This window comes from Pseudomonas sp. H1_G08 (assembly GCF_054681355.1).
Map to the genome: position 1 here is coordinate 5,237,454 of NZ_CP162822.1, position 21,081 is coordinate 5,258,534.

14 protein-coding genes are annotated in these 21,081 nt (G+C 61.6%); 12 read left to right on the forward strand and 2 right to left on the reverse strand.

The window, feature by feature from the left end; genetic code table 11:
• Window positions 1-39: 39 nt before the first annotated feature.
• Window positions 40-2,259 (reverse strand): primosomal protein N', encoded by a 2,220-nt coding sequence (locus AB4N85_RS23800; protein ID WP_041477564.1) that lies wholly within the window; start codon window positions 2,257-2,259, stop codon window positions 40-42.
• Between the two features lie 284 nt (window positions 2,260-2,543).
• Between AB4N85_RS23800 and rpmE the strand changes: the two genes are divergently transcribed.
• The 3 genes from rpmE to AB4N85_RS23815 all read left to right on the forward strand — a co-directional run bounded on the left by rpmE (window position 2,544) and on the right by AB4N85_RS23815 (window position 5,042).
• Window positions 2,544-2,765: a 50S ribosomal protein L31 gene (rpmE, locus tag AB4N85_RS23805; protein WP_041477565.1), complete on the forward strand. Its 222-nt coding sequence runs from the start codon at window positions 2,544-2,546 to the stop codon at window positions 2,763-2,765.
• A gap of 41 nt (window positions 2,766-2,806) precedes the next feature.
• Entirely contained in the window at window positions 2,807-3,589 is a 783-nt protein-coding gene (locus tag AB4N85_RS23810) for a thermonuclease family protein (protein WP_460068388.1), read from the forward strand.
• Window positions 3,590-3,773: 184 nt separating this feature from the next.
• Window positions 3,774-5,042: a malic enzyme-like NAD(P)-binding protein gene (locus AB4N85_RS23815; RefSeq protein ID WP_016772053.1), complete on the forward strand. Its 1,269-nt coding sequence runs from the start codon at window positions 3,774-3,776 to the stop codon at window positions 5,040-5,042.
• 320 nt (window positions 5,043-5,362) lie between these two features.
• Here AB4N85_RS23815 and AB4N85_RS23820 read toward each other — a convergent pair whose 3' ends face one another.
• Entirely contained in the window at window positions 5,363-7,807 is a 2,445-nt protein-coding gene (locus AB4N85_RS23820; RefSeq protein ID WP_375709703.1) for a penicillin-binding protein 1A, read from the reverse strand.
• Window positions 7,808-8,026: 219 nt separating this feature from the next.
• On the opposite strand from AB4N85_RS23820, the gene AB4N85_RS23825 reads away from it, so the two are divergent.
• From AB4N85_RS23825 to gltB, 9 genes are all read left to right on the forward strand, one after another.
• A complete protein-coding gene (locus tag AB4N85_RS23825) occupies window positions 8,027-9,091 on the forward strand; it encodes a pilus assembly protein PilM (protein ID WP_056787331.1) in 1,065 nt (354 codons plus the stop codon).
• Window positions 9,091-9,657, forward strand: coding sequence for a PilN domain-containing protein (locus AB4N85_RS23830; protein WP_056787334.1), 567 nt, complete (start codon window positions 9,091-9,093; stop codon window positions 9,655-9,657). Before AB4N85_RS23825 ends, AB4N85_RS23830 begins: the two co-directional genes overlap by 1 nt.
• On the forward strand, window positions 9,654-10,277 hold the full coding sequence (pilO, locus tag AB4N85_RS23835; RefSeq protein WP_041477570.1) for a type 4a pilus biogenesis protein PilO: 624 nt from the start codon (window positions 9,654-9,656) through the stop codon (window positions 10,275-10,277). Before AB4N85_RS23830 ends, pilO begins: the two co-directional genes overlap by 4 nt.
• Entirely contained in the window at window positions 10,274-10,798 is a 525-nt protein-coding gene (locus AB4N85_RS23840; protein WP_460066119.1) for a pilus assembly protein PilP, read from the forward strand. Before pilO ends, AB4N85_RS23840 begins: the two co-directional genes overlap by 4 nt.
• A gap of 13 nt (window positions 10,799-10,811) precedes the next feature.
• Window positions 10,812-12,890 carry a type IV pilus secretin PilQ gene (gene pilQ, locus AB4N85_RS23845; protein WP_460066121.1) on the forward strand — a complete coding sequence of 693 codons (2,079 nt, stop codon included), beginning with the start codon at window positions 10,812-10,814 and terminating at the stop codon, window positions 12,888-12,890.
• A gap of 4 nt (window positions 12,891-12,894) precedes the next feature.
• Window positions 12,895-13,413: a shikimate kinase AroK gene (aroK, locus tag AB4N85_RS23850; protein ID WP_024011270.1), complete on the forward strand. Its 519-nt coding sequence runs from the start codon at window positions 12,895-12,897 to the stop codon at window positions 13,411-13,413.
• A 152-nt stretch (window positions 13,414-13,565) separates the two neighbouring features.
• Window positions 13,566-14,666 (forward strand): 3-dehydroquinate synthase, encoded by a 1,101-nt coding sequence (aroB, locus tag AB4N85_RS23855; protein WP_073471604.1) that lies wholly within the window; start codon window positions 13,566-13,568, stop codon window positions 14,664-14,666.
• Window positions 14,667-14,676: 10 nt separating this feature from the next.
• The gene (locus tag AB4N85_RS23860) at window positions 14,677-16,263 is read left to right on the forward strand and encodes an AAA family ATPase (protein ID WP_056787348.1); all 1,587 of its coding nucleotides are present in this window, start codon (window positions 14,677-14,679) and stop codon (window positions 16,261-16,263) included.
• A 350-nt stretch (window positions 16,264-16,613) separates the two neighbouring features.
• Complete coding sequence (gene gltB / locus AB4N85_RS23865) at window positions 16,614-21,059, forward strand: glutamate synthase large subunit (RefSeq protein WP_460066125.1); 4,446 nt, start codon at window positions 16,614-16,616, stop codon at window positions 21,057-21,059.
• Window positions 21,060-21,081 lie beyond the last annotated feature (22 nt).

Here is a 21,081-nt window from a genome sequence, read left to right on the forward strand (position 1 = left end):
ACTGTGGGAGCGAGCCTGCTCGCGAAAGCGATCTTCAGCTCAATACAGATCCACCGGATCAACATCCAGCGACCAGCGCACCGCCCGCCCACTCGGCATCTGCTCCAGCACCAGCATCCAGCTCGCCAGCAAGCGGTGCAGCGGTGCCCGCGCGGTCGCCTGTAACAACAGCTGGGCGCGATAACGACCGGCTCGGCGCTCCATCGGCGCCGGCACCGGCCCGAGCAACTCGATGCCGCTCAGATTCAATTCGGCCAGCAAGCGTTCGGCCGCGCTGCACGCTTCATCGAGAAAGCCTTCCGCCTGCCCCGGCTTGTGCGCTTCGGCACGCAACAGCGCCAAATGGGCAAACGGCGGCAACCCCGCGGCGCGGCGCTCGCTCAAGGCTTGTTCGGCAAAGGCGAAATATCCTTGCTCGGTCAGTTGCACCAATAAAGGGTGGTCGGCCAAATGCGTCTGGATGATCACCCTGCCCGGCTCCTCAGCCCGGCCGGCGCGCCCGGCGACCTGGACGATCAACTGCGCCATGCGCTCGCTGGCGCGGAAGTCGCCGGAAAACAGGCCACCGTCGGCATCCAGAATCGATACCAGCGTCACCCTTGGGAAATGGTGCCCTTTGGCCAACATCTGCGTGCCCACCAGAATGCACGGCTGACCCTTTTGAATCGTCGCAAACAGCTGATTCATCGCGTCCTTGCGCGAGGTGCTGTCGCGATCGACGCGCAGTACCGGGTAATCCGGGAACAGAATCGCCAGGCGTTCTTCGGCGCGTTCGGTGCCGGCGCCGACGGGGCGCAGATCGACCTTGCTGCACTTCGGGCACTGGCGCGGCGTGCGCTCGACGTTGCCGCAGTGGTGGCAGCGCAACTCGCCGTAACGTTGATGCACGGTCATGCGCGCATCGCAGCGCGAGCACTCGGACATCCAGCCGCAATCGTGGCAGAGCAGGGTCGGGGCAAAGCCGCGACGGTTGAGGAACACCAGCACCTGCTGGCCGTTGGCGAGGGTCTGGCCGATGGCTTGCTGCATCGGTCCGGAAATACCGCTGTCGAGCGGACGGCTTTTCACGTCCAGCCGCAGGAAGCGCGGTTGCTTGGCGCCGCCGGCGCGTTCGTTCAGGCGCAACAGGCCATAGCGGCCGGTGTAAGCGTTGTGCAGACTTTCCAGCGACGGCGTGGCGGAGCCGAGCACGATCGGGATGTTTTCCTGCCGCGCGCGTACCAGTGCCAGATCGCGAGCGTGGTAGCGCAGACCTTCCTGCTGTTTATAGGAGCCGTCGTGCTCTTCATCGATGATGATCAGCCCGGGATTTTTCATCGGCGTGAACAGCGCCGAACGGGTGCCGATAATAATGTCGGCCTCGCCATCGCGGGCGGCGAGCCACGCGTCGAGGCGTTCGCGATCATTCACTGCCGAATGCAGCAGGGCGATACGCGCATTGAAGCGCTGTTCGAAACGCGCCAGGGTTTGCGGGCCGAGGTTGATCTCCGGAATCAGCACCAAGGCTTGCTTGCCGGCTTCGAGGGTTTCGCGGATCAGTTGCAGATAGACTTCGGTCTTGCCGCTGCCGGTGACGCCGGCCAGGAGAAACGCGTGATAACTGTCGAAACCGGCGCGAATCGCTTCATACGCCGCGCGTTGTTCGCTGTTGAGCGGCAGCTCCGGTTGTGCCAGCCAGTGTTCATGGCGGACGCCGGGGGCGTGGCGGCGGATTTCGACTTGCACCAGTCCCTTGGCCAGCAGCAGATCGAGGCTGTCCTTGCTCAGCATCAGTTTGCTCAGCAACTGATGGGCGACGCCGTGGGGGTGCTGGGCCAGCGTGGTCAGCGCCTCGCGCTGGCGTGGCGCACGGGCCACTCGCGGGTCATCGACGCTGGCGCCGGGGGCCACCGACCAGAAGCGTTCCTGGCGGGCTTCGGCCAGCTCGCCCTGACGCAGCAGCACTGGCAAGGCCCAGTTCAAGGTGTCGCCGAGGCTGTGCTGATAATACTGCGCCGTCCACAGGCACAGCTTGAACAGCGCCGGCGGCAGCGGTGAAGTCGAGTCGAGGAGGGCCAGTGCCGGTTTGAGTTTTTCTGCCGGCACCTCGCTGGTGTCGGTGACCTCGACCAGAATCCCGATCATCTCGCGCCGACCGAACGGCACCCGCAAGCGCATGCCCGGCTGCAATTGCTCACGCCGCACCCCGGCCGGCGCCCGGTAATCGAACAGGCGGCGCAAAGGCGAAGGCAGGGCAAGGCGCAAAATGGCGTCGGGCACGCGGGGGGATCTCGATACGCAAAATGATCGGATATGCATGACCTGTGGGAGCGAGCCTGCTCGCGAAGGCGGTGGGTCAGGCAACACATGTGTCGACTGCCATGGCGCCTTCGCGAGCAGGCTCGCTCCCCCAGGGAAGTGCGTTCAAGGCCGGGAGCCTAGCAGACGGTCGGTCTCGGTGACAGCTTGCGCGATTGAAAAGGTCTGGTAGAATCCGCGGCCTAATTACGTGCGGTATTCAACAATAGTGTTGGGTGGCGGCACGCTAGCCTGAGGAAGACACCATGAAAGCCGATATCCATCCGAACTACCCGGAAATTGCTGTTACCTGCAGCTGCGGTAACAAGTTCGAAACTCGTTCGACCTACGGCAAAGCCCTGGCGATCGACGTTTGCAACGAATGCCACCCGTTCTACACCGGTAAGCAGAAGACTCTGGACACCGGCGGCCGTGTGCAGAAGTTCGCAGACCGTTTCGCTACTTTCGGCGTCGGCAAAAAAGCCTGAGGCTGATCATTTTGGAAGGTCGTTTCGACTTCTCCAGACTGATGAAAAAGGCGTCCCTTGCGGGCGCCTTTTTTGTGTCTGCGATTTGGCTGTCCGCCGCCCAGGCGTTCTGCCCGACACCCGCAGGGCTGACCAGCGTCTCCGTGCAGCGGGTGGTCGATGGCGACACCCTGCGCCTGAGCGACGGGCGCAATGTGCGCATGATCGGCCTCAATACGCCGGAGCTGGGCAAGCAGGGCCGCAGCGACGAACCGTTCGCCGTGGCGGCGCGTAAACGCCTGCAAGCGCTGGTCGATGACAGCGGCGGCCGGGTCGGCTTGCGGCCCGGCAAGCAGGCGAAAGACCATTACGGCCGTACGCTCGCGCATGTTTACAGCGTCAGCGGAGTGAATCTCGAAGCGCTAATGCTTGCCGATGGCCTGGGTTTTCACGTTGCGGTCGCGCCGAATGTCGACCTGGTCGCCTGCCAGCAGGCCGCCGAACGCAGCGCTCGACAGGCCGGGCTTGGTCTCTGGCGGCAATCGCCGGTGCAGAAAGCGCAGGAGATCCAGCGTTCGGGCTTTGCCGTAGTCAGCGGTCGGGTGAGCAAGGTGCAGCGCAATCGCGGCGGAATCTGGATCGAGTTGCAGGACAGGGTTGTATTGCGGGTTGCACCCAATCTGCTCGGACGATTTGACAGTGCTGATCTGGAAGCGCTGAAAAGCAGGCAGATCGAGGCGCGTGGCTGGGTGGTTGACCGATCCCGGCGCGGTGGATTGCAAAAAGGTCAGGCGCGCTGGGTGCTGCCGTTGACCGATCCTTCGATGCTGCACGTACCGCGCTGAAGAAAAATTGTAGACATTTTTCCGGTTGATTGTGAACAGTCCAGCCCTTGTGCGCCGTGGCTCTTGGCCCAAAGTCGTAGGGCAGGGCGCTTGACAGCGGTGACTGCCCAGTCTTGTGGGGACTTTGCGAGGCGCGTATCCTCGCTGACCAGTCTGTCCAACAGTAAAAAAGCGGAATGCCAAAATGTCTGATCTGAAAACTGCCGCTCTCGAATACCACGCCAATCCTCGTCCGGGGAAGCTGAGTGTCGAGCTCACCAAGGCCACTGCTACCGCCCGCGACCTGTCGCTGGCCTACAGCCCCGGCGTAGCTGAACCAGTACGCGAGATCGCTCGCGATCCTGAACTGGCCTACAAATACACCGGCAAGGGCAACCTGGTGGCAGTCATTTCCGATGGCACCGCGATTCTCGGCCTGGGCAACCTCGGCCCGTTGGCGTCCAAGCCTGTGATGGAAGGCAAGGGCGTACTGTTCAAGCGTTTCGCCGGCATCGACGTATTCGACATCGAAGTCGACTCGGAAAGCCCGCAAGCCTTCATCGACACCGTCAAGCGCATCTCCATCACCTTCGGTGGCATCAACCTGGAAGACATCAAGGCGCCAGAGTGCTTTGAGATCGAACGCGCTCTGATCGAGCAGTGCGACATTCCGGTGTTCCACGATGACCAGCATGGCACCGCAATCGTGACCGCTGCCGGCATGATCAACGCCCTGGAAATCGCTGGCAAAACCCTGCCGGAAGCAAAAATCGTCTGCCTGGGCGCCGGCGCTGCCGCCATCTCCTGCATGAAACTGCTGGTGAGCATGGGCGCTCGCATCGAAAACATCTTCATGGTTGACCGTACCGGCGTGATCCACTCCGGCCGTGACGACCTGAACCAGTACAAAGCCGTGTTCGCCCACGCTACCGAGAAGCGCACCCTGGCAGACGCACTGGCAGGCGCTGACGTATTCGTCGGTCTATCCGGTCCGAACCTGCTGAGCGCCGAAGGCCTGCTGTCGATGGCGGCCAACCCGATCGTGTTCGCCTGCTCCAACCCGGATCCGGAAATCTCCCCGGAACTGGCGCACGCCACCCGTAGCGATGTGATCATGGCAACCGGCCGTTCGGACTACCCGAATCAGGTCAACAACGTACTGGGCTTCCCGTTCATCTTCCGTGGTGCCCTGGACGTTCGCGCCAAGCGCATCAACGAAGAAATGAAAGTCGCCGCCGCCAACGCCCTGCGCGAACTTGCCAAACTGCCTGTTCCACAGGACGTGTGCGATGCCTACGGCGGTGCTCCGCTGGAGTTCGGCCGTGAGTACATCATTCCGAAGCCAATGGACAAGCGCCTGATCACCCTGATCTCCGACGCCGTGGCCAAGGCCGCGATCGAGACCGGCGTTGCTACTCTGCCGTATCCGAAGAACTACCCGCTGAAAAGCGTGGATGACGTGTTCAACGGCTAAGTCGTTGTAGCGTTTCAAACAAAAGCCCCGGCTCGTGAGAGTCGGGGTTTTTTTTGCCTGAAGATCAAGAGCCCCTCACCCTAACCCTCTCCCAGAGGGGAGAGGGGACTGATTGGGGGACGCTTGGGAGCTACGCCGACCTGAATGTATGGTTTTGAATCCATAATCGACACCACACTTTCAGGTCGGTGTTTGACCCCAGACAACTCGGTAAGTCCCCTCTCCCTCTTGGAGAGGGTTAGGGTGAGGGGCTTTTGATCTTCGGGTAATAAAAAGCCCCGCACTTCTCACGAAGACGGGGGCTTTTTGCGGCATCAGGATCAGAACAAATCGATCGGCGCCTGTTCATCCGCCGGCAGCGGGCTGCCTGGCACTGCGCCGTTGCCCAGCTCGTTCACCGACGGCGGCGTGTCTTCGGCCTTGAACAGTTCGAAGTATGCGCCCGGTGTGCTCGGTGTTGCTGCACGGCCGCTGACCGGGTCTACCCGCAGGCTGAGCAAGCCTTCTGGCTCAGGCTGCACATGCGGCGGCTTGTCTTTCAGCGCGGCCGACATGTAATTCATCCATATTGGCAGCGCCACAGTACCGCCGAACTCACGGCGTCCGAGGCTTTCCGGTTGGTCGAAACCAGTCCACACCGTGGTTACGTAATCAGCGTTGTAGCCAGAGAACCAGGCATCTTTCGATTCGTTGGTGGTACCGGTCTTGCCCGCGATGTCACTGCGGCCCATGGCCAGTGCGCGCCGGCCGGTGCCGAGTTTGATTACGTCCTGCAGCATGCTGTTGAGGATGTAGGTGGTACGTCCATCGACAATCCGTTCGGCCACGGCCGGCGCTTGCGGCACTGCCGGATTGGCCGACGCTTCACCGGCAACCGGAGCGGCATTGACCGTGAACGACTCGGTAGCCGGCGCAGCGATACCGTCGGTCGCCGCGCCACCCTGTGGCACGGTCGGCGGGTTGGCGACGAACAAAGTGTCACCGTTACGGCTTTCGATCTTGTCGATGATGTACGGGGTGATCTTGTAGCCACCGTTGGCAAAGGTGCTCCAGCCAGTGGCGATTTCCATCGGCGTCAGCGTTGCGGTGCCGAGTGCCAGCGACAGGTTCGGCGGCAGGTCCTGCTTGTTGAAGCCGAAGCGGGTGATGTAGTCGATGGTCTTGCCCACGCCCATGGCCTGCAACAGGCGGATCGACACCAGGTTGCGCGACTTGTACAGCGCTTCACGCAGGCGGATCGGGCCGAGGAAGGTGTTGGTGTCGTTCTTCGGGCGCCAGACCTTGTCCAGGTACTCGTCGACGAACACGATCGGCGCATCGTTGACCAGGCTGGCAGCGGTGTAGCCGTTATCCAGCGCGGCGCTGTAAACGAATGGCTTGAAGCTCGAACCCGGCTGACGCTTGGCCTGCATGGCGCGGTTGTAGTTGCTCTGCTCGAAAGCGAAGCCACCCACCAGCGAACGGATCGCACCGTTTTGCGGATCCAGCGACACCAGTGCGCCCTGAGCCTGTGGTATCTGGCTGAATTTCAGCGAATTGTCCGTCTGGCGCTGCACGCGGATCAAATCACCGACCTGCGCCACATCCGACGGCTGGCGCGGGTTGGCGCCCATGCTGTTGGTGTTGAGGAACGGTCGCGCCCATTTCATCGTGTCCCAGGCTACGTGCTCTTCACCGGTGCGGGTCAACACCTGCAGGCCGGTTTTATCGACCTGGGTGACGATCGCAGGTTCGAGGCTGCTGATGGTGCGCTGCTTGGTCAGCTCGCTGGCCCAGGCTTCGCGGGTCTTGCCCGGCAGGCGCGACTCGGGGCCACGGTAGCCGTGGCGCTGGTCGTAGGTCATCAAGCCTTCGTGCAGCGCGGTGTTGGCCATTTCCTGCAGATTGCTTGGCACCGTGGTGGTGACACGGAAGCCTTCGGTGTAGGCGTCGCTGCCATAACGGCCGACCATTTCGGCACGGGCCATTTCGGCGATGTACGGTGCGTTCACTTCCGGGGTCGGCACGTGGTAGCTGGCGTTCAGCGGCTCGTTGATCGCCGCGGTGTAGTCGGCTTCGCTGATCTTGCCCAGCTTATACATGCGCCCGAGGATCCAGTCGCGGCGTTCTTTGCTGCGCGCCGGGTTGGCCAGCGGGTTGAAACGCGACGGTGCTTTTGGCAGACCGGCGATCATCGCCATCTGCGCCAGGCTGATGTCACGGATCGATTTGCCGTAATACACCTGCGCCGCCGCCTCGATGCCGTAGGCGCGGTTGCCCAGGTAGATCTTGTTGACGTACAGCTCAAGAATCTCGTCCTTGGTCAGTTGTCGTTCGATCTGCAGGGCCAGAAGAATTTCGGTGGTTTTGCGCGAGAAGCTGCGCTCGCTGGTGAGGAAGAAGTTCTTCGCCACCTGCATGGTGATGGTGCTGCCGCCGGACTGAATATGTCCGCTCTTGACCAGTTGCGTCGCCGCGCGCATCAGGCTGCTCGGGTCGACGCCATAGTGGTTGGCAAAATTGTCGTCTTCAGCACTTAGTAACGCATTGATGAAGTTGGGCGGAATGTCGGCGAAACGAATCGGTGTACGGCGCATTTCGCCAAATTCTGCGATCAACTTGTTGTCGCTGCTGTAGACGCGCAGAGGAATCTGCAACTGAATGCTTCTCAGCGCCTCCACAGACGGCAAACCCGGACTAAGGTAAAGAAAGGCGCCGCTGAGACCTAAGAGCAGTCCGCAGAAAACGGCGACGATGGACCAACCGAAAAATTTCAGCAGACGAATCAAGGCTTTTGGACATCCAGGGCAAAGAATGAATTTGGCACGGGGCTGCGGTTACACACAGAGCCATCCGCGCTGGCAGTAAAAAGCGGAAAAAATCGCTGGGCATTATAAGCACTTTTCCGTCGGGGGCGTCATTGGCGCTTCTGTCAAGACGGGGGTGAAGGAACGCAATGCGTATTACAGAGTCCGTAACTCACGGAAAGTCATAGGGAATTGGTAGTGCTGGGACTCTTCAATAAAAAGACCAATGCGTTACTGGGGATCGACATCAGCTCCACGTCGGTGAAGCTGCTGGAACTGAGCCGTCAGGGCGAGCGCTACCGGGTCGAGGCCTATGCGGTGGAGCCGTTGCCGGCGAACGCCGTGGTCGAAAAGAACATCGCCGACCTCGAAGGCGTCGGCCAGGCGCTGAGCCGGTTGCTGGTGAAAGCGCGAACCGGGGTCAAGAGCGTGGCGGTGGCGGTGGCCGGTTCTGCGGTGATCACCAAGGTCATCGAGATGGACGCCGGGCTGTCTGACGACGAACTGGAAAACCAGCTCAAGATCGAGGCCGACCAATACATTCCCTATCCGCTGGACGAAGTCGCCATCGATTTTGAAGTCCAGGGCGTCTCGCCGCGCAACCCGGATCGGGTCAACGTGCTGCTTGCCGCCTGTCGCAAGGAAAACGTCGAGGTGCGTGAAGCGGCGCTGGCGCTCGCCGGCCTGACCGCGCGGGTGGTGGACGTCGAGGCCTACGCCCTCGAGCGCTCGTTCGGTCTGCTGGCGACGCATCTGGCGGCCTCCCAGGAGCGCCTGACCGTGGCGGTGGTCGACATCGGTGCGACCATGACCACTCTCAGCGTCCTGCACAACGGCAAGATCATCTATACCCGAGAGCAATTGTTCGGCGGACGCCAGCTCACCGAAGAGATCCAGCGCCGCTACGGCCTCACGGTCGAACAGGCGGGCCTGGCGAAAAAACAGGGCGGGCTGCCTGACGATTACGTCAGCGAGGTCTTGCAGCCATTTCGCGAGGCGCTGGTGCAGCAAGTCTCGCGTTCGCTGCAGTTCTTCTTCGCCTCCGGGCAGTACAACGCGGTCGACCATATCCTGTTGGCCGGCGGCACCGCCTCGGTGCCCGGCCTGGACCGTCTGATCGAACAGCGGCTGGACACGCCGACGCAGGTCGCCAACCCATTCGCCGACATGGCCTTGGGCAGCAAGGTCAACGCAGGAGCGCTGGCCAGCGACGCGCCAGCCTTGATGATTGCCTGCGGGCTCGCGCTCAGGAGTTTCGACTGATGGCGCGGATCAACCTTCTCCCCTGGCGCGAGGAACGCCGCGAAGAACGGCGCAAACGCTTTCTGCTGGTCCTGATCGGCGTGCTGGCCGGCTCGATCGGCGCGGTGCTGATTGCCGACCAGATCATCACCGCAGCGATCGAGCGGCAGATGGCGCGCAACGATTACATCGGCAAACAGATTGCCGTGGTCGACGAACGCATCAAACAGATCAGCGAACTCAAGGCGCGCCGCCAGCAACTGGTCGAGCGCATGCGCATCATCCAGGACCTGCAGGGCAATCGGCAGATCAGCGGGCGGGTCTTCGACCAACTGGCGCGTACCCTGCCGGACGGCGTGTATTTCACCGATGTGAAAATGGCCGGCAAGACCCTGTCCATCAGTGGCGCGGCGGAGTCGAACAACCGGGTCTCCGAGCTGATGCGCAATCTCGACGCGTCCGACTGGTTCGACGCGCCAAGCCTGAATGAGGTCAAGGCCACCAGCGCCGATCAGGTCGAACAGGCCAATGTCTTCCAGCTTACCGTCCGTCAGACTCAGCCCAAGGTTGTGGAGGACGAGCAATGAACGCCTCCGAATGGCTGCAAAGCCTGCGCAATATCGATTTCAACGACCTCGACACCAGCAACATCGGCTCCTGGCCCCCGGCGGTAAAAACCCTGTGCGGTGCGCTGGTGATGGTGTTGATCCTCGCGCTTGGCTATTACTTCTTCATCAGCGACATGGAAAATCAGCTCGACCTCAAGCGCGAAGAGGAAACCACCCTCAAGGAACAATTCGCCAGCAAGGCGCGGCTGTCGGCGAACCTTGAGCTGTATACCCAGCAAATGAAGGAAATGGAAAACACCTTCGGCGTATTGCTGCGGCAATTGCCCAGCGACACTGAAGTGCCGGGCCTGCTCGAAGACATCACCCGCACTGGTCTGGGCAGCGGCCTGGAATTCGAGGAAATCAAGCTGCTGCCGGAAGTGACCCAGCCGTTCTACATCGAGCTGCCGATCCAGATCACCGTGACAGGCGCCTATCACGACCTCGCGACCTTCGTCAGCGGCGTCGCCGGGCTGCCACGAATTGTCACTCTGCACGATTTCGAACTGGCGCCAGCCAATCCCGAGGGCGGGACGAAGCTGCGCATGAGCATTCTTGCCAAGACGTACCGCTATAACGACAAGGGGCTGGAGAAATGACCCCGATTCGTTATCTCGTCCTGCCCATGGTGCTGGCGCTGAGCGGCTGCGGTGGCGGTGATGACTTCAGCGACCTCGACGCGTACCTCAACGAAGTGCGTCTGCGTCCGGCGGGCAGGATTGAACCAACGCCGACATTCCGGTCTTACCCCACATTCACTTACAGCGCCGCCAACCTGCGCAGTCCGTTTTCGCGGCAGGCGCGGGTCTATCTGGCCGGGCAGAAACACGGCTCGCGCAACGTCAAACCCGACCCTAACCGGGTCAAGCAATATCTTGAAGGATTCAATATCGAGCAGTTCGAAATGGTCGGCACGATCGCCAATGCCTCGGGCTCGTTTGCGCTGTTGCGCGGCGCAGGCGGGGTGCATCGCCTGAAGGTCGGCGACTACCTGGGCCGCAACGACGGCCGCATCGTCGCCATCAGCCCTACCCAGGTCGATGTCGTGGAAATCGTGCCCGACGGCGCCGGCGCCTGGCTGGAGCGGCCGCGCACCATTCCTTTGAAAGAGCACTCATAGTGGAAGTCGAATAATGAACAGGATTTTCTCCACCCTCGGTTTTTCGCTATGGATAGCGCTGGTGTCACCGATGGTAATGGCGGCCAGTCTGAAAGCGCTGGATGTTGCCGCGCTGCCGGGTGACCGCGTCGAACTGAAGCTGTCATTCGACGGCCCGCCACCACAGCCCAAGGGCTACACAACCGAGTCACCGGCACGCATTGCACTGGATCTGCCGGGCGTGACCAGCCAGCTGGCCAACAAGAATCTTGATCTGGGCAGCGGCAACGCGCGCACGGCCACGGTGGCCGAAGCCAAGGATCGCACGCGGCTGATTGTCAGCCTGACGCAGTTGGCGCCTTACAGCACGCGGGTCGAGGGCAATAATCTGTTTGTGGTGGTCGGTCAGGGCGCCTCCACGACAGCGCCGCGCCCGGCTGCCGTTGCACCGCGTGCCGCCATGGCCGCTGCGGCACCGGCCAGACCAGCCGCGCAACGCAGCAGGGCGATTCGCGGTGTCGATTTCCAGCGCGGCACCGAGGGCGAGGGCAACGTAGTCATCGACCTCTCTGATCCGACCATCGCCCCGGATATCCAGGAGCACGATGGCAAGATCATCCTCAGCTTCGCCCGCACGCAATTGCCGGAAAAGCTGCGCGTGCGCCTCGACGTCAAGGATTTCGCCACGCCGGTGCAGTTCGTCAATGCCGCGGTAACCGGTGATCGCGCAGTGATCAGCGTCGAGCCCAGCGGCACCTTCGACTATTCCACATTCCAGACCGACAACAAGCTCACCGTGAGCGTTCGGCCGATGAGCATCGACGACCTGCAAAAGCGCAACGCCGACCGTCAGGCCTATGTCGGCGACAAGCTCTCGCTGAATTTTCAGGACATCGACGTGCGCTCGGTGCTGCAACTGATCGCGGACTTCACCAATCTCAATCTGGTGGCGAGCGATACGGTGCAGGGCGGTATCACTTTGCGCCTGCAGAACGTGCCGTGGGATCAGGCACTGGATCTGGTGCTGAAAACCAAGGGGCTGGACAAGCGCAAGATCGGCAACGTGCTGCTGGTCGCGCCGGCCGATGAAATTGCCGCTCGCGAGCGTCAGGAACTGGAATCGCAGAAGCAGATCGCCGAGCTGGCGCCCCTGCGTCGCGAGCTGCTGCAAGTCAATTACGCCAAGGCAGCGGACATCGCCAAGCTGTTCCAGTCGGTGACCAGCGCCGAGGCCAAGGTCGACGAGCGCGGTTCGATTACCGTCGATGAGCGAACCAACAACATCATTGCCTACCAGACCCAGGATCGCCTCGACGAACTCCGGCGGATCGTCGCGCAGCTGGATATTCCGGTACGCCAGGTGATGATCGAGGCGCGCATCGTTGAGGCCAACGTCGATTATGACAAGAGCCTGGGCGTGCGCTGGGGCGGTTCGGTGCAGAACAAGGGCAACTGGAACGCCTCCGGGGTCAACGGTTCGTCGAGCACTATCGGTACGCCGGGCAGCACCGGCACCAACTCGCCGTTCGTCGACATGGGCACGGTCAATAACACTTCGGGGATCGGCATTGCTTTCATCACCGACAACGTACTGCTGGATCTCGAACTGACGGCGATGGAAAAGACCGGCAACGGCGAAATCGTCTCGCAGCCGAAGGTGGTCACCTCGGACAAGGAAACCGCGAAGATCCTCAAAGGCACCGAGATTCCCTATCAGGAGGCGAGCTCCAGCGGCGCGACCTCGGTGTCGTTCAAGGAGGCTTCGCTGTCACTGGAAGTCACCCCGCAGATCACCCCGGACAACCGCATCATCATGGAGGTCAAGGTCACCAAGGATGAGCCGGACTACCTGAACAAAGTGCAGGATGTGCCGCCGATCAAGAAAAACGAGGTCAACGCCAAAGTGCTGGTAAATGACGGCGAGACCATCGTAATCGGCGGTGTTTTTTCAAATACTCAGAGCAAGGTCGTAGATAAGGTGCCATTTCTTGGCGATGTGCCGTATCTTGGCCGCCTTTTCCGGCGTGATGTGGTTTCGGAGAAAAAATCCGAGCTGCTGGTATTTCTCACTCCGCGTATCATGAATAACCAGGCGATTGCTGTGAGTCGTTGATTCTGTGCGAAATTTGATACTTGTAGGACCGATGGGTGCTGGCAAAAGCACCATCGGCCGATTGCTGGCCAAAGAGCTGCGCCTGCCGTTCAAGGATTCCGACAAGGAAATTGAGCTGCGCACGGGTGCCAATATCCCATGGATCTTCGACAAGGAAGGCGAGCCCGGCTTTCGTGACCGCGAGCAGGCGATGATCGCCGAGCTCTGCGCGTTCGATGGTGTGGTGCTGGCGACCGGCGGCGGCGCGGTGATGCGTGATGCCAATCGCAAGGCCCTGCATGAAGGCGGGCGCGTAGTGTATCTGCACGCCTCCGTCGAGCAGCAGGTCGGCCGCACCTCCCGCGATCGCAATCGGCCGCTGCTGCGTACCGCCGATCCGGCGAAAACCCTGCGCGACCTGCTCGAGATCCGGGATCCGCTTTATCGGGAAATTGCCGACCTGGTGGTGGAAACCGACGAGCGGCCGCCACGCATGGTGGTGCTCGACATTCTCGACCGTCTCGCGCAGTTGCCACCCCGTTAAAGCATCGCCCGAAATGCGCTATCCTCGGCGTCCTGTCAGCGCCCGCCGAGGGTGTGGCGGATGCCGGGCGAGCGGCGTCATACCGCTACAGGCCGCAGAACACCAATAATTTCAGGGCAGGACGCCTGCTTCCATCTTCACTGTGGGGACACATGCAGACACTCAAGGTCGATCTAGGCGAGCGCAGCTACCCGATTCATATTGGCGAAGGTCTGTTGGATCAGCCGGAACTGCTGGCGCCGCATATCCACGGGCGGCAGGTGGCAATCATCTCCAACGAAACCGTCGCGCCGCTCTATCTCGAACGTCTGACCCGCAGCCTTGCGCAGTTTTCGGTTATCTCGGTGGTGTTGCCTGACGGCGAAGCCTTCAAGAACTGGGAAACCCTGCAACTGATTTTCGACGGTTTGCTGACCGCCCGTCATGACCGCCGCACCACCGTGATCGCCTTGGGCGGCGGGGTGATCGGCGACATGGCCGGTTTCGCCGCCGCCTGTTATCAGCGCGGTGTCGATTTCATCCAGATTCCTACCACGCTGTTGTCGCAGGTCGATTCCTCGGTCGGCGGCAAGACCGGCATCAACCATCCGCTGGGCAAGAACATGGTCGGCGCGTTCTATCAGCCGAACGTGGTGCTGATCGATACCGCATCGCTGAAAACCCTGCCGGAGCGCGAGTTGTCGGCGGGCCTGGCGGAAGTCATCAAGTACGGCCTGATCTGCGACGAGCCGTTCCTGACCTGGCTGGAAGAAAACGTCGACGCTCTGCGCGCGCTGGATCAAACCGCGCTGACCTATGCGATCGAGCGTTCCTGCGCGGCCAAGGCTGCGGTGGTCGGCGCCGATGAAAAGGAAACCGGCGTACGCGCCACGCTCAACCTCGGCCACACCTTCGGCCACGCCATCGAAACCCACATGGGCTATGGTGTCTGGCTGCATGGCGAGGCGGTGGCGGCGGGCACGGTGATGGCGCTGGAAATGTCCGCGCGCCTGGGCTGGATCAGCGAGCAGGAGCGTGACCGCGGCATTCGTCTGTTCCAGCGGGCCGGTCTGCCGGTCATTCCGCCTGAAGAGATGAGCGAAGCCGATTTTCTCCAACACATGGCAATTGATAAAAAAGTGATCGACGGTCGTCTGCGCCTGGTGCTGCTGCGCCGGATGGGCGAAGCGGTAGTGACCGACGATTATCCGAAAGAGGTTCTACAGGCCACGCTGGGAGCGGATTACCGCGCCCTGGCTCAGCTTAAAGGTTAAAACGATTCCGATGACTAGTTTGCATGCCGACGAGGCGTTTCTCGGCCATTTCCAGTTAAGTCACGACCCGTTCGCGCCACGGGTGCCGGGCTTCAAATTCTTCCCGGCCCAGCGCAAACCGGTGCTGGGTCAACTGCATCATCTGGCGCGTTACAGCCAGTTGCTGCTGGTGGTCACCGGCCCGCAGGGCAGCGGCAAGACCCTGCTGCGGCAAGCGCTCGTTGCCAGTACCAACAAGCAATCGGTGCAGAGCGTGGTGGTTTCCGCCCGTGGCGCCGGTGATGCGGCCGGCGTGCTGCGCCAGGTGGCGCAGGCGCTGGATGTCGCTCAGGCCGAAGTCGGCGCGATTCTCGAGCAGGTGGTGCAACTGGGTCTGACCGGGCAGGAAGTCTATCTGCTCGTGGACGATGCCGAGCAGCTCGACGAGTCCGCGCTGGAAGCATTGATGGCGCTCGGCGCCGGCACGCCGGAAGGTCGTCCGCATGTGTTCCTGTTCGGCGAGTCGTCGCTGATCGCTCAGCTTGAGGCGTTGCAGCTCGAAGAAGAGCGTTTCCACGTCATCGAATTGCAGCCGTACACCGAAGAAGAGACCCGCGAATATCTCGACCAGCGGCTGGAAGGCGCGGGCCGGGGTGTCGAACTTTTCACCGCAGATCAGATCTCTGATATTCACGAAAGCTCCGAGGGCTGGCCGGGCAACATCAACCAGGTCGCTCGCGATGCACTGATCGAAGTCATGATTGCCAGCCGCTCCGCGGTCAAGCGTCCAAGTATGGGGTTCAACATGCCGAAGAAACACGTATTGGCGATTTCCGCCGTCGTTGTGGTCGCGGTTGCCGCCGCCTGGCTGATGCCGGGTCGCAGCAAGGCACCGACCACCGGTGCTCCGGCCAATGAACAGGCGCAACTGCCATTGGGTCAGGGTGCAGCGAACGGCGCCAACCCGTCCGTCGAATTCGCCGGCAACACCCAGCCGATGCCGCTGCCATTGGTCGGCAACTCGCAGCCGGTCATGCGTGGCCCGCTGGCAGAAGCCGCCGGTGGCATCACCGAAGGCGACGACGGCGTGCCCCTGGAAGGCTCCAGCGATACGCCGCCGACCGTAACCACCTCCGCACCGCCTGCGGGCGTTCCGGCCGGTCCCGCGCCGACACCGGCTCCGACTCCTGCCGCCAAACCGGCGCCAACCCCGGCACCGACGCAGATCGCCACAGCCAAGCCTGCTCCGGCCACCCCGGCGCCAGCTGCGAAACCGGCTCCTGCTCCGGCCAAGCCTGCCGACAAGCCCGTTACCGTGGCCAAGGCTGCCGGTGGCAGCTGGTACGCCGGTCAGCCGACCAGCAACTATGTCGTGCAGATCCTCGGCACCAGCTCGGAGACCGCCGCGCAGAACTTCGTCAAGGAGCAGGGCGGCGAGTACCGTTATTTCAAGAAAGTCCTCAACGGCAAGCCGCTTTACGTGATCACCTACGGCAACTTTGCCAATCGTGATGCGGCCGTTTCTGCCATCAAGGCCTTGCCAGCGAAGGTTCAGGCTGGTAAACCTTGGCCTCGCACTGTCGCCAGCGTCCAACAGGAACTGGCAACAACTCGCTGAAGATTCGGCGGCCTTACCCAGGCCGCCTCTCCCGGCACCTCAAAATCTCCACGAGTGCGCGCCGCCTGAAAGGGCCGCGTGCCTTGTGGTGTCTGCGTCACAGTAGTCTTTGAGTCGTTGCGGTCAAAATTAAAAAAGTTTTGACTAGCACAGCAGATCGCTTTAAACCTTTCACAAATGCGACATGAATTTGCGACAGTTCGTCGTCAAATTTGTGAGCCTCTGTGTCGCTGTGTACAATGACCACCCTTTTGCCCCCGCTAAGCCGGCGTACGTTCGGCGCGGAACGCAAGTGGTTGAATTGAAAAGAAATTTGCCTCGAATAGAGGCAGCCTGGTGAGAAAGTGTCTATGAAAGCAGGTCTGTACCAACCAGATGAATTCAAGGATAACTGCGGTTTCGGCCTGATAGCTCATATGCAGGGCGAGCCCAGTCATACCCTTTTGCAAACGGCCATCGAGGCCCTGACCTGCATGACCCACCGCGGTGGGATTAATGCCGACGGCAAGACCGGTGACGGTTGCGGTCTGCTGATTCAAAAACCCGACGCCTTCCTGCGAGCCATTGCCCAGGAAAGCTTCGGCGTCGAAATGCCCAAGCAATATGCCGTGGGCATGGTGTTCTTCAATCAGGATCCGGCCAAGGCCGAAGCCGCTCGCGAGAACATGAACCGCGAGATCCTCGCCGAAGGCCTGCAACTGATCGGCTGGCGCAAAGTGCCGATCGACACCAGCGTCCTCGGCCGCCTGGCCCTTGAGCGCCTGCCGCAGATCGAGCAGGTCTACATCGGCGGCGAAGGCCTGAGCGATCAGGACATGGCGGTGAAGCTGTTCAGCGCCCGTCGCCGTTCGTCGGTGGCCAACGCCGCTGACACCGACCACTACATCTGCAGCTTTTCGCACAAGACCATCATCTATAAAGGCCTGATGATGCCGGCCGACCTGGCCGCGTTCTATCCGGACCTGAGTGACGAGCGCCTGCAAACCGCGATCTGCGTGTTCCACCAGCGCTTCTCCACCAACACCCTGCCGAAATGGCCGCTGGCGCAGCCGTTCCGCTTCCTCGCCCACAACGGCGAAATCAACACCATCACCGGTAACCGCAACTGGGCGCAGGCCCGTCGGACCAAGTTCACCAATGATCTGATGGATCTGGAAGAGCTCGGCCCGCTGGTCAACCGTGTCGGTTCCGACTCCTCGAGCATGGACAACATGCTCGAACTGATGGTCACCGGTGGCATCGACCTGTTCCGTGGCGTGCGGATGATCATTCCGCCAGCGTGGCAGAACGTCGAGACCATGGACCCGGATCTGCGTGCGTTCTACGAGTACAACTCGATGCACATGGAGCCGTGGGACGGCCCGGCCGGCGTAGTAATGACCGACGGTCGCTACGCGGTGTGCCTGCTCGACCGTAACGGTCTGCGTCCGGCGCGCTGGGTCACCACCAAGAATGGTTTCATTACCCTCGCCTCGGAAATCGGCGTGTGGAACTACCAGCCTGAAGACGTGCTCGCCAAGGGTCGCGTCGGCCCGGGCCAGATCTTCGCCGTGGACACCGAGACCGGGCAGATCCTCGACACCGATGCGATCGACAACCGTCTGAAATCCCGTCATCCGTACAAGCAATGGCTGCGCAAGAATGCCCTGCGCATTCAGGCGACCATGGAAGACAATGACCACGGTTCGGCTTTCTACGACGTCGACCAGCTCAAGCAGTACATGAAGATGTATCAGGTCACGTTCGAAGAGCGTGATCAGGTGCTGCGTCCGCTTGGCGAGCAAGGTTACGAAGCCGTGGGCTCGATGGGCGACGACACGCCGATGGCCGTGCTGTCCCAGCGTGTGCGCACGCCGTACGACTATTTCCGCCAGCAGTTCGCGCAGGTCACCAACCCGCCGATCGACCCGCTGCGTGAAGCGATCGTGATGTCGCTGGAAATCTGCCTCGGTGCCGAGCGCAACATTTTCCAGGAGTCGCCGGAACACGCCTCGCGCGTGATCCTCAGCTCGCCAGTGATCTCTCCGGCCAAGTGGCGCTCGCTGATGAACCTCGACCGTCCGGGTTTCGAACGGGCGATCATCGACCTCAACTACGACGAAAGCCTTGGCCTCGAAGCGGCGATCCGCAACGTTGCCGATCAGGCTGAAGAAGCCGTGCGCGCCGGGCGTACCCAGATCGTCCTGAGCGACCGTCATATCGCCCCGGGCAAGCTGCCGATCCACGCTTCGCTGGCGACCGGTGCGGTGCACCACCGTCTGACCGAAAAAGGCTTGCGTTGCGATTCCAACATCCTTGTTGAAACCGCGACCGCCCGTGACCCGCATCACTTCGCCGTGCTGATCGGTTTCGGCGCCTCGGCTGTCTATCCGTTCCTGGCCTACGAAGTATTGGGCGACCTGATTCGTACCGGTGAAGTGCTGGGCGACCTCTACGAGGTGTTCAAGAACTACCGCAAGGGCATCACCAAAGGTCTGCTGAAGATCCTGTCGAAGATGGGTATCTCGACCATCGCTTCGTACCGTGGTGCGCAGCTGTTCGAGGCCATCGGCCTGTCCGAAGAAGTCTGCGAACTGAGCTTCCGTGGCGTGCCGAGCCGGATCAAGGGTGCACGTTTCGTCGACATCGAAGCCGAGCAGAAAGCCCTCGCCGTCGAAGCCTGGAGTCCGCGCAAGCCGATCCAGCAGGGCGGTCTGCTGAAGTTCGTCCACGGTGGCGAATATCACGCCTACAACCCGGACGTGGTCAACACCCTGCAAGCCGCCGTGCAGCAGGGCGACTACGCCAAGTTCAAGGAATACACCTCACTGGTGGACAACCGTCCGGTGTCGATGATTCGCGACCTGTTCAAGGTCAAGACCCTCGACACGCCGCTGGATATCAGTGAAGTCGAGCCGCTGGAGTCGGTGCTCAAGCGTTTCGATTCCGCCGGTATCTCGCTGGGGGCACTGTCGCCGGAAGCTCACGAAGCCCTGGCCGAAGCCATGAACCGCCTCGGTGCGCGTTCCAACTCCGGCGAAGGCGGCGAAGATCCGGCGCGTTACGGCACCATCAAGAGCTCGAAAATCAAGCAGGTTGCCACCGGCCGTTTCGGTGTAACCCCGGAATACCTGGTCAACGCCGAAGTGCTGCAGATCAAGGTCGCCCAAGGCGCCAAGCCGGGCGAGGGCGGGCAACTGCCGGGCGGCAAGGTCAACGGGCTGATCGCCAAACTGCGTTACGCAGTGCCGGGCGTGACCCTGATTTCGCCACCGCCGCACCACGATATCTACTCGATCGAAGACTTGTCGCAACTGATCTTTGACCTCAAGCAGGTCAACCCGCAGGCGCTGGTTTCGGTGAAGCTGGTAGCTGAAGCGGGCGTCGGCACCATCGCCGCCGGTGTGGCCAAGGCCTATGCCGACCTGATCACCATTTCCGGCTATGACGGCGGCACCGGTGCTTCGCCGCTGACTTCGATCAAATACGCCGGCGCACCTTGGGAACTCGGCCTCGCTGAAACCCACCAGACCCTGCGCGGCAACGACCTGCGCGGCAAAGTCCGGGTGCAGACCGACGGCGGCCTGAAAACCGGCCTCGACGTGATCAAAGCGGCAATCCTCGGCGCCGAGAGCTTCGGCTTCGGTACCGCGCCGATGATCGCACTGGGCTGCAAATACCTGCGCATCTGCCACCTGAACAACTGCGCCACTGGCGTCGCGACGCAGAACGAGAAGCTGCGCAAGGATCACTACATCGGCACCGTCGACATGGTGGTGAATTTCTTCACCTACGTCGCCGAAGAAACCCGTGAGTGGCTGGCCAAGCTTGGTGTGCGCTCCCTCGAAGAGCTGATCGGTCGCACTGATCTGCTGGAAATCCTCGAAGGCCAGACCGCCAAGCAACATCACCTGGACCTGACCCCGCTGCTGGGCAGCGATCACATCCCGGCGGACAAACCGCAGTTCTGCGGCGTCGAGCGCAACCCGCCGTTCGATAAAGGTCTGCTGGCGGAGAAGATGGTCGAGCTGGCCGCGTCGGCGATCAACGACCTCAGCGGTGCTGAGTTTGAGCTGGATATCTGCAACTGCGACCGTTCGATCGGCGCCCGGATCTCCGGCGAAATCGCGCGCAAGCACGGCAACCAGGGCATGGCCAAGGCGCCGATCACCTTCCGTTTCAAAGGCACGGCCGGGCAGAGCTTCGGTGTGTGGAACGCCGGCGGTCTGAACATGTACCTGGAAGGCGACGCCAACGACTACGTCGGCAAAGGCATGACCGGCGGCAAGCTGGTCATCGTGCCGCCGAAGGGCAGCGTCTATAAAACTCAGGAAAGCGCCATCATCGGCAACACCTGCCTGTACGGCGCCACTGGCGGCAAGTTGTTCGCCGCCGGCACCGCAGGCGAGCGTTTCGCCGTGCGTAACTCCGGTGCCCACACCGTCGTGGAAGGCACTGGCGATCACTGCTGCGAGTACATGACCGGTGGTTTCGTCTGCGTGCTGGGCAAGACCGGTTACAACTTCGGTTCTGGCATGACCGGTGGTTTCGCCTACGTGCTCGATCAGGACAACACCTTCGTTGACCGGGTCAATCACGAACTGGTGGAAATCCAGCGGATCAGCGGCGAGGCGATGGAAGCCTATCGCAGCCACCTGCAGAAGGTGCTGAACGAGTACGTCGCCGAAACCGACAGCGAGTGGGGTCGTGAACTCGCCGAGAACCTCGACGATTACTTGCGGCGTTTCTGGTTGGTCAAGCCCAAGGCTGCCAGCTTGAAAACCCTGCTTTCCAGCACTCGTGCCAACCCGCAGTGATATGCGCCTGAAGAGTTTGATG